Annotated in this window: 16 protein-coding genes; 10 read left to right on the plus strand and 6 right to left on the minus strand. The window is 43.3% G+C overall.

Going from position 1 to position 11111, the window contains the following annotated elements; genetic code table 11:
* Positions 1–21 precede the first annotated feature (21 nt).
* Complete coding sequence (locus B3D59_RS14105) at positions 22–540, minus strand: hypothetical protein (protein ID WP_286820717.1); 519 nt, start codon at positions 538–540, stop codon at positions 22–24.
* 196 nt (positions 541–736) lie between these two features.
* On the opposite strand from B3D59_RS14105, the gene B3D59_RS14110 reads away from it, so the two are divergent.
* The 9 genes from B3D59_RS14110 (at position 737) to B3D59_RS14150 (ending at position 5717) form a co-directional block, all read left to right on the plus strand.
* Positions 737–1048 (plus strand): hypothetical protein, encoded by a 312-nt coding sequence (locus tag B3D59_RS14110; protein WP_286820721.1) that lies wholly within the window; start codon positions 737–739, stop codon positions 1046–1048.
* Positions 1049–1070: 22 nt separating this feature from the next.
* Complete coding sequence (locus B3D59_RS14115; RefSeq protein WP_286820723.1) at positions 1071–1469, plus strand: DUF2958 domain-containing protein; 399 nt, start codon at positions 1071–1073, stop codon at positions 1467–1469.
* 92 nt (positions 1470–1561) lie between these two features.
* Positions 1562–2125 carry a JAB domain-containing protein gene (locus B3D59_RS14120; protein ID WP_286820728.1) on the plus strand — a complete coding sequence of 188 codons (564 nt, stop codon included), beginning with the start codon at positions 1562–1564 and terminating at the stop codon, positions 2123–2125.
* A gap of 20 nt (positions 2126–2145) precedes the next feature.
* Positions 2146–2520, plus strand: a complete 375-nt coding sequence (locus tag B3D59_RS14125; RefSeq protein WP_286820732.1) for a hypothetical protein — start codon at positions 2146–2148, stop codon at positions 2518–2520.
* 79 nt (positions 2521–2599) lie between these two features.
* Positions 2600–3406, plus strand: a complete 807-nt coding sequence (locus B3D59_RS14130; protein WP_286820733.1) for an ArdC-like ssDNA-binding domain-containing protein — start codon at positions 2600–2602, stop codon at positions 3404–3406.
* A gap of 17 nt (positions 3407–3423) precedes the next feature.
* On the plus strand, positions 3424–3612 hold the full coding sequence (locus B3D59_RS14135) for a hypothetical protein (protein WP_286820734.1): 189 nt from the start codon (positions 3424–3426) through the stop codon (positions 3610–3612).
* Between the two features lie 212 nt (positions 3613–3824).
* Positions 3825–4091, plus strand: coding sequence for a MerR family transcriptional regulator (locus B3D59_RS14140; protein WP_286820737.1), 267 nt, complete (start codon positions 3825–3827; stop codon positions 4089–4091).
* Positions 4092–4711: 620 nt separating this feature from the next.
* Positions 4712–5029 (plus strand): HIRAN domain-containing protein, encoded by a 318-nt coding sequence (locus B3D59_RS14145; protein WP_286820738.1) that lies wholly within the window; start codon positions 4712–4714, stop codon positions 5027–5029.
* 157 nt (positions 5030–5186) lie between these two features.
* Positions 5187–5717: a hypothetical protein gene (locus tag B3D59_RS14150; RefSeq protein ID WP_286820740.1), complete on the plus strand. Its 531-nt coding sequence runs from the start codon at positions 5187–5189 to the stop codon at positions 5715–5717.
* A 611-nt stretch (positions 5718–6328) separates the two neighbouring features.
* On the opposite strand, the gene B3D59_RS14155 is transcribed toward B3D59_RS14150, so the two are convergent.
* The 3 genes from B3D59_RS14155 to B3D59_RS14165 form a co-directional block, all read right to left on the minus strand.
* Positions 6329–6541, minus strand: coding sequence for a hypothetical protein (locus tag B3D59_RS14155; RefSeq protein WP_286820742.1), 213 nt, complete (start codon positions 6539–6541; stop codon positions 6329–6331).
* Between the two features lie 27 nt (positions 6542–6568).
* Entirely contained in the window at positions 6569–6844 is a 276-nt protein-coding gene (locus B3D59_RS14160) for an HU family DNA-binding protein (protein WP_286820743.1), read from the minus strand.
* Between the two features lie 267 nt (positions 6845–7111).
* Positions 7112–7408 carry a hypothetical protein gene (locus B3D59_RS14165; RefSeq protein ID WP_286820745.1) on the minus strand — a complete coding sequence of 99 codons (297 nt, stop codon included), beginning with the start codon at positions 7406–7408 and terminating at the stop codon, positions 7112–7114.
* Positions 7409–7832: 424 nt separating this feature from the next.
* Between B3D59_RS14165 and B3D59_RS14170 the strand changes: the two genes are divergently transcribed.
* On the plus strand, positions 7833–9446 hold the full coding sequence (locus B3D59_RS14170; RefSeq protein ID WP_286820747.1) for a recombinase family protein: 1614 nt from the start codon (positions 7833–7835) through the stop codon (positions 9444–9446).
* A 714-nt stretch (positions 9447–10160) separates the two neighbouring features.
* On the opposite strand, the gene B3D59_RS14175 is transcribed toward B3D59_RS14170, so the two are convergent.
* Together B3D59_RS14175 and B3D59_RS14180 are read right to left on the minus strand one after the other, a co-directional pair.
* Positions 10161–10436, minus strand: a complete 276-nt coding sequence (locus tag B3D59_RS14175; RefSeq protein ID WP_286820752.1) for a helix-turn-helix domain-containing protein — start codon at positions 10434–10436, stop codon at positions 10161–10163.
* The gene (locus tag B3D59_RS14180; protein ID WP_286820753.1) at positions 10429–10782 is read right to left on the minus strand and encodes a type II toxin-antitoxin system RelE/ParE family toxin; all 354 of its coding nucleotides are present in this window, start codon (positions 10780–10782) and stop codon (positions 10429–10431) included. The genes B3D59_RS14175 and B3D59_RS14180 overlap by 8 nt, the downstream gene beginning before the upstream one ends.
* Positions 10783–11111 lie beyond the last annotated feature (329 nt).

Below are 11111 nucleotides of genomic sequence, written 5' to 3' on the forward strand. Positions count from 1 at the left end.
AAATGTGGTGGTTTGGACACCTCAGGTCAAGTCTCTTTTTATCATTAACAAATATAATTCTACAAGCTGAAGAGCCTGATCTTTTCTAAGTATCCCTTCAAAATCTTTGCTTATTATGTGTTCAAGCATTCGTTTTGTTTTACTGTAAGAAATAGCAATTGTTACAATCACACTAATGATACCTAAAACAACACTCGCAATCCCAACGGCACTTTCAAAAAAAGAGATAGATGTGCTCTGCATTGATATTATTCCTCCTCTATTGCTAACAGTGAAATAGGCAGAATGGCCAACACCTTGATAGGCGGGTTCCGCTGATTTATTTTTAAATGGAACGGTTAACAGCTCAAATTTAATTGGACATTGAACACCCCTGGCCGGAAAAAAGCAACTGTTTTCTGATACGTCTGCCTGCAGCATCATAGCCATCATTTTCAAAATCCACTGATTTATCGCCTTTGGGAGCCAGTATCTTTGAGACAGAGTCTTACCTATACGGTCAGTTATAGGGGTGGCATTCTTTATTGACAATGGTTTCAAAGCATACACCTTCATCGTGAGCCAGTACCAACCCACCCAGCACCCTACCAAAACCCAAAACTTAACAGCACACCATCCCCCCTCCCCCTGTCCCCGCAATCAAACGGGGAAAAGCACCAACACAAAAAGCATCAACAAGGGCTTGTCCATTCGGGCAGGCCCTTTCGTATTTTAACCCGAAGCAAAGGAGATTTTTATGCTCGAACACATTTCAAAAACCAAGACTTTACAGCGTTTCACGAACCCAACAGGTGATTTACCCCGCTCGGGAACCATCAGCTTTATCCGTAAAGAACATCCTGACTGGAAAGAACGCCTAATCACACCAAAGCAGTTCTGGTATATCCGGCTCCTTGCCCAGCAAAACAGTATCAGCATCGAACATCTGAATAATAGGTGTTTTCGGCAATTTGGAGCCGATTTGAGCACGATGAAAAGAACAGACGCATCAAGTGTCATCCAAGACCTTAAACGGTCGTTAAACGAGCAATACAAGCCGTTTCATTAACATTTAAGAAGGAGAATAAATCATGTTTAACACACCAACAGAAGCACAACTGGCAAGCATCCCTGGGCTTTATCAAACAGACCATATCATCACCAAGGACAAAATCATTCATGCCCATTTTTACATCGGACAAAGCCATTGGTTTATTGCCGAATATGACCATGTGGATACCATGTTCGGGTTCTGCGTTTTGAATGGCGACCTGGAAATGGCTGAATGGGGATATGTCAGCTTCCAGGAGCTGAAGAACATCAATGTTCTCGGGCTGTATCAGGTTCAGTACGATGTTTATTGGACCCCGAAGCCTGCCGGTCAAGTTGATTTGATACGGCATGGTGGTGGCATTTATTTCGACACGGATTCTACCCCCGACATGGAACCCTTGGACCTGGTATTCCCTCAACCCCTAACCTTACCTTAAAGCCGCAAAAAAAATCCGTAAAACAAGCATTAGATGCCTTCCTGGACGTTTCCAGCGAAGGTTTTTTTATGCCCAAAATCAAGGAGATAGTCATGGAAAAAATACAGCACCACAAATGCCGGCAAATGGACCTGTTCAACGTATCAGAAACCCAAAACCCAATCTCCCGATTCCTTTCGGCCTACCGCATCAGCCTGGTCAGAGATGAGCGGGCCAGCTTCGGAACTCAAGCCTTATACAATCCCACTGAAGCCCAGAAATGCTTACAGGGCCTGATTAAAGAAATGGGACAGCCGGATAGAGAACAGTTTTGTGTTCTCATGCTCAATGCCAAAAATATGACTATCGGGATGAATATTGTCTCTATTGGCGGATTGTCATCTGCACCAGTTCATCCTCGTGAAGTATTGAAGCCTGCTATCCTGGCGAATGCCTGTGCCCTTATACTGGCCCACAACCACCCCAGCGGGGATCTGACACCATCAAGTGCGGATAAAAACGTCACACAAAAAATTGTTCATGCTGCGAGTATCCTCGGTATCACAGTTCATGAGCACCTCATCATCAGCATGGAAGATGACGGGTATTTCAGTTTTGCTGAACACGGTTACATCCAAGAGGCATATGAAGCCATCAACAAAATGAACATCGCTTAACCAAAATCAAGGAGGAGACCATGAAAGCAACGGCAACGAAATTGATTGAAAAACAGTGTCAAAGACACCTGGCAGCCCAGGGCATCACCAGCCAAAAGAAGCTTGAACATCGACTTCAAGAGATATTTGAACGGGCAGAACACCAGAGCTCGGCCCTTGTCGACATTTACAAACTGATTATCCCGGATTGGGAACAAATTGAGCACCTGGAAGGTTATCCTGTCGTGGGACGGGGCCTGTGGCAGTATATCGCCAATTTGTTCATAGACTTTGACCAGCACCACCATCCCCAGGTCTTCAACGGCGGCCTGTGGCTCAACCAGGGTTTTTCATCAAATGATGAAATTGGCCCCTGGGAGATCAGCATGGACAGGTGCAACGTCATTTATTTTTAAACCATCAACGACAATTACAAGGCCATCCGGGGCATTTGCTCTGGGTGGCCTTTGTATTTTCACCCAAAGGAGAACTATCATGAACCAGAACATTCAAACCGTCCTGAAATCCATCGTATCCGCATTTGAATCAGGAAATGTTCCAGAAGCTGTGGCTGTTGCCAGTTTCCCAATCCCTGACATTCCGAGTGCTCAATGGTCATTTACAAACCGCACTATTCAATTCCTTTCGGGAACCGCTGATGCCAGAGGCTTTAACCAGTGGAAGGCCGTAAATCGTCATGTGAAGAAAGGAGCCAAGGCCATTTACATCATGGTGCCCTGTTTCAAAAAGCAGCAGGACGAAGGGACTGAAGAAGAACAGCAGGTTTTAAGCTTTTTCAAGGCGATGCCTGTGTTTCGTGTAGAAGATACCGACGGGGACCCCCTGGATTATCAGAACATTGAACTGCCGGAGTTACCCCTTATCCAACGAGCCTATGACTGGGGCATAGATGTTAAGGCGGTTCCAGGCAACTATCGTTATTATGGATATTTTTCCCCCGCCCGCAAAGAAATTGCCCTTGCTACACCCTCGGAGAAGACCTTTTTTCATGAGCTGTCGCATACAGCGGATCACATCATCAAGGGAGATTTGAAGCCCGGCCAGGACCCGTTCCAGGAGATCACAGCCGAGTTGTCAGCCCAGGCCTTGTCCCGTATCGCAGGAAAAAGCATTGAAGACACCACAGGCAACAGTTTTCGCTACATCAGCCACTATGCCAAGAAAGTAAAAATGAGCCCTGAAAAGGCCTGCCTGCGGGTGCTGTCTGATTGCGAAAAGATTTTGAACCTTATCCTCCATGGCCGTGCTGATGGCCTTAATGAAACCCAGAAAGTAGCATGATGAAAGGAGAAAAAATCATGAAAATAAAAACTATTTGTGCCTGGTGTGGTGGATTTATTTCAGAGACCAATTGCCCTGAAACGAAGAACTTTCAGGCTTTGGCAAAGGATGGGGTGATGATAAGTCATGGCCTTTGCCCAGCTTGTCGCCTGGCCATTGAAACGAAATACGGACTGAACAAAAAAGGAGATGATAAAAATGTTTGATGATATTTTTCCAGACTGGATTGAATTCGGTATCCTTGGAGGCTTGAGTGAAGAACTTGAGGCCGAACTCGAAACAGACGAAGACCCCGAAGAATAACCATCCTCTCCACCTTTTCTTTCCCGCCCTTCATTTTCCCCTTCGGTGAATAAACTAACCTCCCTAATAAGTAAGGGATGTTTTTTCCCGAAATCTAAAAACAGGAGGTTTTCTTATGAAAAATTCAATCTCAATTTCTGATGCGGCCATTCAAACTGGCCTGTCTCAAAAACAGCTTCGGGAATATGAGGCGAAGGGTTTTATCAACACACCGTTCAAAGTGCGGTGCGGTGCCATTCAATACCGCCATTACTCCCCGGAGCAGATCAGAGAAATCAAGATTTTCGCGAAGTATAAAAACCAGGGATTCACTCTGCCGATGGCTGCAAGCAAGGCATATGCAGAGATAGACCAGGGAAAGGAGGACAGCAAAAATGAATAATATGGAAAATTATCAGTGCCCGTTTTCACAGTCAGAATGTGTAACGACCGCCTGTCGGCTGTATGACAAGCGGCTGGACAATTGCCAGGTCTCTGTGCTGGCCTACAATCTGTACAAATTAGACCAGACTTTGAAACAAATCACTGACCCAGAGAAACCGAGATTTCCATTCCCAACACAGCGGAAAAATTAACACAGAAGGCCTGTTCTTTCACGGAGCGGGCCTTTTTTTACTTAAAAGGAGACTTGCCAAAGCATCAACAAATAGGTCTTAAAACAGCTTAAAAAGGCCATATATCAGCATGGAAGTCAGTATATTACTACATTAAACCTTGACAAACGAGTAAAATGACTTATTTTAATTCCCTTTATGTCGTTTTATCAGTAATCTACCAGACCACAATCTGGGTCTGTTGTACCCACGAAGTCTCCCCAGAGCAAAGCTCTTCGATGTTGCCTTTGTTCATAAGTTAAACAGGTTTGAAGGCCTGCCCAGGTAAATTAAAAAAGATGCGATGATCGTATCCGAACTGGATTATTGTCAAATCCGGATGCCTGGATTTTATCAACTTTATGGGTAGAATTTTTTCTACACCAGACAAATTAAAAAAGGAATTTTTATGGAAAAAACTATTAAATTGGCTGGAGTTACTTACGGGCCTTGCCAGGAAAATATTAAAAATTATGCGTGCCCGATGGAACTGGGCATTGACGAATATGACCTGGTCAGGGAACCGGAAAACCCTGCTGATCCCAATGCCGTTCGGGTTGAGATATTCGGTTTTAAGTTTGGCTATATTCCAAAAGAACAGGCACAGGAAATATCGCCGCTATTGAAATCAGGGCACCACTTCTCAGCCAAGTTCGTTTCTCTGAACAGGAGCCCTTTTTATGACACAGTCGGCTTGACCGTAAAAATCACTGAAAAAATACAATAATAAAATCTATGGGTGGTAGCTACTTAATTAAGGGAATGACTTCCGGTTTCATTCCCTTTGCCCATTATTAACCGGAGGCGATATGAGCCATATCAGAATTCAAAATGAATTTTATAGAACACCAGAATACATCAAATTTATTAAGCACCGAAAATCCATGGTCTATTATTTTTTGTTTGCCGCAATCATCAGAGGCAGCAAAGAGGTCAAAATTAGAGGGCATGGTGCCCATTACATTTATGAAAAACATTTTTTACAAGGCCAGCTCGTAAGCAGATATAGCCAAGAAAAAATGGCCGAATATCTTGAAACTTCCCAAAGCAGGATATCCAAGTACATTAAGGAACTTGCGGAAGACGATTTTATCAAAATTATTGAAAGGAAGACAGCAGCAAAGGGAATCATTTTGTATTATCAATTCGGAACTTGGGAAGGTCAATACGAGAAAGACACCTACAAAGAAACCATCTGGCTTGATGATTATTTTTCAAAAAAATATCTTGAGAACAAGGAAACCAGACACCAAAAGACGATGGACCAGGTTTATACAGATCTGATGGAACCGTATGATGATTTAGATGAGTTTTTAGACTTTATTGAAAATTTGCGGCCTCTTGAAGATGAAGAAAAAGAGCAGATAGAAATCTTATGGGAAAAGAATAAAGGACCTGTTGAGTGCCTCATTTGAAGCAAAAAAACAGACCCATATGCCGTGGCGGCATACCCCCCTACGTCATGGCGGCATATACCCCTATGTCGTGGCGGCATTCATATAATACCAATACTTTTATAACAACAATCCTCTTATAAAAACAATCCTATAGAGCCAAGGCTCTCAAGGATTTTACACTTAAAAAACACTTACACAAAGATTCTAAAAATCAAAGCTTCTCTGTGTGAGTGTTTAAAAGAACCAATTCCAACCAGTGCTTTGAAAACTTAAAATTCCAGAACTTTGAGAGTACCAGATGGATCAGATCTTTTTACCTTACACAGATAAAGATAGCTTGAGCCAGTTCTCATCCTGGAAGCACTTGATGGACGGGTGCTGGTTAAATTCCCCAGACAGGCAGCAGCATGCCTGCTCCTGAAAAAACAAAGACTTCATTTTGAACCGTCCGCATGTACGGACAGTCCAACTTCCGCAGATTAAAAAACGGTTTCTACACGTGTAGAAACGCATTTTCAACAATTTCCGAATGCGTACCTTTTGCTCAACGCTATGCTTGTGCGGGGGAACTGGCCGAAGCGGTTGAGATCGGCATCTGCTTCGGGAGCTGATACGAAACTTTGGTGTCCTTATTCAATACCTGTGATTTTACATTTCTTTAATTTCGGGCATAGGATTTCTATCGCTTCCCCCTTGTAAAAAATAACCGTATGGTCATCCTCACCTAAACGGACCCGTTTATTTTTGCTCATTTGTTTCATTTCTTCGACTGTGCTTTCAAAAAAATCTAATTCCTTGCCACAATCGCATCGGAATGATGAAGGGTATATTTCAACAGCCATTTTTTTGCTCCTGTTTTGAATGTCATTTTAATAATCAACCCGATCCTTCAACTCTTTACCCGGTTTGAAGAAGGGCAATCTTTTGGCGGGCACCTGGACCTGTTTCCCTGTTTTAGGATTTCTGCCGGTGTAACCAGCGTATTCCTTGACGAAGAAAGAACAAAATCCCCGGATTTCAATACGCTCCCCGTTAACCATAGCCTCGGTGAAACTATCGAAAAACAACTTTACCAGATCAATGGCTCCCTGCTTGCTCAACCCTGTCCTATCTTTAACCACGTGAATCAGTTCGAGTTTGTTCATGTGTTGCTCCGGGTAATTGGTTTTGAAATGGAGGGATTTTACCGATTTCCGGGGAATTATCAAGTTCGGAATTCAACCGTCCGTATACGGAAACTTGGTTTCCATACGTATGTAAACGCATTTTCATCGCTTTCCGAATACGTGTTTTGTCAGCCAATGAAGCGCCACAATGCTGTTTGTTTTAACAAACAATATTGACAAATACAAATTCATGATTATTATATCTCTCCTCGGTTGAAAAACCAAGAAGTGTCTTTGAGTCGAGTTTCAGGACCTATGACCCCACGAGGTCAAAAAGACCTTTGAAAACAGTATAAAATCTGTATCCACAACCATTCGGATACGCCCCAGGGCAAGCAACCCTTGTCCATAAGTTGAAGACAGGCACAAAGATGCCTGCCACAGATCAGGAAGCGCGGTACAAACAAAACGTATCGCCAGGATTGAAATCGTACGCCACAGGTGTACGTGCTGGCTGTCAAAGCCAATCCGCCCCTGGTTTGAAAACTTATGGTCAGGGGTTTTTGTTTTTATGCCCCAGTAAAACTCCCAGGGCAAGCGCATTAAAATTTCGGTTATAATGAATTCAATTGGTTACAAAACGTTATTTCCACTTTTATTCTCTTTTTAAAAAATTCGATTTTTTAACCATTTGAGTTTATTGAAATCAAAAATCATGCCAATTTTTAGTGCGTTTGCCCTGGTAAAACTCCATGCTTGAGTACCCACCTCAAAAAACTGGGCGGAGAAGAAAACTCCACAAGCCCGTGGATGGGCCACGGGGAAATTGAGAAGTGTGGGGTGAAAATTTAATGGAAAAAAAACCAGATGAAGAATTCAAAGAATTCATTGAGGAAATGATAGTTGAACTGGTCGTATCAATCCTCAAAAATAAAACCAGGGCGAACCAGGAACAATAAAATGGAAATATGCCACCCCATTGTTTGAAGATGTGGTGGCTATCCATATTAATAAGAGGAGCGAAACGATGACAATAGAACGCGATATAAAAGGGATAGCCATTTATGTCAGGTCCAGCAAGGACCGGCATGATGTATCCTGCGAGGCACAAAGAGCAGAACTACAAGAATATGCCATTTCCAAGGGATACAACCAGATACACATTTTTGAAGATAAGGCACTGTCATCAACCAGGGACATCCGACCGCAATTTGATGATATGGTTGGACAGGCGACTTCTGCCAATCCCCCGTTCAGAACTATCCTATGTAAGGATACCAGCCGATTTGGGCGGGACAGCACCGAAAAGAATGTTTTGCTGTGGCAGTTGAGAAAAAAGCATGGCATAGAGGTTGTATTCAAAGATATGCCCCATACCGGCAGTTTTATGGACGAGGCCTTCGAGCAAATCATGTCGGCCATGGATTACATCCATTCACAGCAGAGCAAGGTTAAGGGTGTTGCCAGTATGAAACAAAATGTCAGGAACGGATACCGGGCTGGTGGTCAGGCCCCGTTTGGATACCAACTTGAAAACATCACAATCGGCCAACACCGCAACGGAGATACCATTACCAAGACCAAACTAACCCCGGACCCGGAAACGGCCCCATTTGCTTCGGAATACTTTGAGAGACGGGCCAAGAATGAGCCAAGGAGAGCCATCCTGACGGATTTTCATCGGAGAGGCGTGCCGACACCAGTAGGGTCATCTCATTGGGCGGTATCGACAGCCAAGTCCATGGAAGACAATATCGAAACCTACCTTGGCCATACCGTTTTCAACCGGCATAACGAGAGATTGAAAAAAAACGGAAAGTCGGATGGATACAAGGAAGGCAAAAAGTTCCGCGACCGTGAAGAATGGGTTATCACCGAAAATACCCATGAACCGTTAGTCAGCGAAGAAATTGCCCAGATAATCATTAGCAACAAGGAAAAGGGATTGCGGGACAGCCCATATAATACAAAAACATACCCCCTCACCGGGATATTGAAATGCGATGTCTGTGGCTCCAATTTCACCGGCGACAGTGGTTATTACCGGTGTAATTCAAAAAGTGTAATCGGTTCAAGATGTGCGAACAACGGCATCGCCCAGGGCAAGATAGAGCAGGTGCTGATAGCCCTGTTGACACAGGTAGTATTAAAAGTGGGCAACCTTCAACGGGTCATTGACAAAATACACCAGCGTTTTTCAGCGGTCGATACCTCCAGGCTCACGGCCATGACCAAACAATTAGAGGATGTCGCGGATCAACGGAAGAAACTGATTGCCCTTCACATGAAAAACCTCATTGATGAAGGTGAGCTGGCAGCTGAATTGAAAATATTAAATGAAAAGAAGGCAGACCTTGAGCAGAACATAGCGGCTGAAAAAGCAGAAAGCCAGGTATCCGAAATATCAAAGGATGACATCAGGGAAGTTATCAACAATCTGTCCCAGGAAATAAAATACGCATCACCGAAAAAACTTCGGATGGTGTTTAACAACCTGTTTCAGGAAATCAAAATAAGTCCCAAAACTCAAAAACCGAAAAAGCCCTGGAGTAGGTTGTTGCTACTCAAAGGCATCTCGGTTTCTTTTACTGGGGTAAAAGTGGCGTCCCCAAGGGGATTCGAACCCCTGTCGCAGGCGTGAAAGGCCGATGGAGAGCGTATTCCACCCTATTTTACAAGCGTCTCCAGCCCTTAAAAGCCGTCTTGGGCCGTCAAAAGCCGTCAAAAAAGCCGTCGGTATTTCCAGCAATAGCCACATCAAAACACCCGTAGTCAAGGCCGTGGACGATGGACGATAATTTTTGTAAAACTTTTTTTCCTGAAGGGCCATTATCACTTCGACAGTGTATCCGGGATTTTAATCCCCTCGCTCCATGGACGGTACCCATCTGATCTGGACGATAACAGCATCCAGCAAAACCTGCTGAAATTGTTGGATTTGGACGATAATTGACGATTGGACGATGATTTTCCTAAAACTTTTTCCGACAGTCGAATGACAAATCCACCGTAAATAAAGCAACCTAAATCGCTGCTGAAAATAAAATTCAGTGAGCGTGTCCCAGCACCACCCTAGACCCCACATCCCCTCTACCCGTCCCTTTGTCACTACAGCTCCTAAAAACTCCCGAAAACCAGGACAGACAGGTGTAATGGCTGTCTTTTCCCTGGCAGTTCGGTTGTAAACATTTTGGAAGAGGGTCATCTTTTATGGTCTTAAAATTGCGTTAAATCTCTGAAAAAAACAAAGATTTCAGGGGACACCTTAGATTTCAGGGGACACCTTACTTAATTCAAGCAATAATTAAGTAACAATAAGTGGGATCAGAGTAAAATTAAACAGCTCATTTGTTTATTATGCCACTTCCAGGCGAAGCCGTTTACCAAGAGCCTTTGCAAACTTATCTAACGTTGACAACTTGATATCCTCGGCATGATTTTCAATTCTTGAAATTGCCGATTTCTTGGTATTAAGCTTCAAGGCCAGTTCCTCCTGAGTTAAACCGCTTTCTTCCCGGGCCTGCTTTAACAGAACACCAATTTTGAAATGTTCATATCCGGAATCAAAATTTTTTTCGAATTCATTATCCCTGGCTTTCCTTTTCTCAATATATTTTTGCAGATCACTCATGGGCCTTCCTCCTAAAATAGTCATTCATACGCTTCTCAGCTGTCGTTATTGCCTGCTTAGGTGTTTTTTGCGTCTTTTTCTGAAATGCATATGTCAGAACAACCACCGCATCACCATCAAAAAAACACAGCAGCCGGAATATATTTGATCCTGAACTAATTCTTACCTCCCATAGATCATCAGTATTCACAAGCTTCTTGAAATATTTTGCAGGAACATTATTATGCTCTTCAATGATACTCAACACCCAGGCCACTTTTTGGGCCTGTTTTGCATTCAAATCATCGAGAAACTCTTCAACAGGACATTTTCCGGATTCAGAGCGATAAAATATTATCTCTTTCATATGCCTTCATGTTAACATACAAGTTAACACTGTCAAGATATAAATTCCTGCGTAAGTGCTTAGATCTTGAGAAAAATGGCTTGACAGAGGCTATTGAGACATCAAAGCCACAACAAATAATGGCGCTGGCATATCAGAAGCAGAAATCAGATGAAATTAAACATGCTGACCCGGATACTTTAAAAATATGTATTCAACAGATTGTTCAAGGAGATAGGGATTTTCCTCAAGACCAAAAAACCGAAAAAGCCCTGGAGTAGGTCATTGCTACTCAAAGGCATTTCGGTTTCTTCCACCAGGGTAAAAGTGGCGTCCCCAAGGGGATTCGA

Origin of the sequence: Desulfobacter sp. UBA2225, assembly GCF_002348205.1 — a bacterium.
Lineage (GTDB): Bacteria > Desulfobacterota > Desulfobacteria > Desulfobacterales > Desulfobacteraceae > Desulfobacter > Desulfobacter postgatei.

Excerpts from the sequence above, each read along its gene's own strand:
- B3D59_RS14110 (WP_286820721.1), top strand. The coding sequence starts at position 737 with ATGCTCGAACACATTTCAAAAACCAAGACTTTACAGCGTTTCACGAAC.
- B3D59_RS14115 (WP_286820723.1), top strand. The coding sequence starts at position 1,071 with ATGTTTAACACACCAACAGAAGCACAACTGGCAAGCATCCCTGGGCTT.
- B3D59_RS14120 (WP_286820728.1), top strand. The coding sequence starts at position 1,562 with ATGGAAAAAATACAGCACCACAAATGCCGGCAAATGGACCTGTTCAAC.
- B3D59_RS14125 (WP_286820732.1), top strand. The coding sequence starts at position 2,146 with ATGAAAGCAACGGCAACGAAATTGATTGAAAAACAGTGTCAAAGACAC.
- B3D59_RS14130 (WP_286820733.1), top strand. The coding sequence starts at position 2,600 with ATGAACCAGAACATTCAAACCGTCCTGAAATCCATCGTATCCGCATTT.
- B3D59_RS14135 (WP_286820734.1), top strand. The coding sequence starts at position 3,424 with ATGAAAATAAAAACTATTTGTGCCTGGTGTGGTGGATTTATTTCAGAG.
- B3D59_RS14140 (WP_286820737.1), top strand. The coding sequence starts at position 3,825 with ATGAAAAATTCAATCTCAATTTCTGATGCGGCCATTCAAACTGGCCTG.
- B3D59_RS14145 (WP_286820738.1), top strand. The coding sequence starts at position 4,712 with ATGGAAAAAACTATTAAATTGGCTGGAGTTACTTACGGGCCTTGCCAG.
- B3D59_RS14150 (WP_286820740.1), top strand. The coding sequence starts at position 5,187 with ATGGTCTATTATTTTTTGTTTGCCGCAATCATCAGAGGCAGCAAAGAG.
- B3D59_RS14155 (WP_286820742.1), bottom strand. The coding sequence starts at position 6,541 with ATGGCTGTTGAAATATACCCTTCATCATTCCGATGCGATTGTGGCAAG.
- B3D59_RS14160 (WP_286820743.1), bottom strand. The coding sequence starts at position 6,844 with ATGAACAAACTCGAACTGATTCACGTGGTTAAAGATAGGACAGGGTTG.
- B3D59_RS14165 (WP_286820745.1), bottom strand. The coding sequence starts at position 7,408 with ATGCGCTTGCCCTGGGAGTTTTACTGGGGCATAAAAACAAAAACCCCT.
- B3D59_RS14170 (WP_286820747.1), top strand. The coding sequence starts at position 7,833 with ATGACAATAGAACGCGATATAAAAGGGATAGCCATTTATGTCAGGTCC.
- B3D59_RS14175 (WP_286820752.1), bottom strand. The coding sequence starts at position 10,436 with ATGAGTGATCTGCAAAAATATATTGAGAAAAGGAAAGCCAGGGATAAT.
- B3D59_RS14180 (WP_286820753.1), bottom strand. The coding sequence starts at position 10,782 with ATGAAAGAGATAATATTTTATCGCTCTGAATCCGGAAAATGTCCTGTT.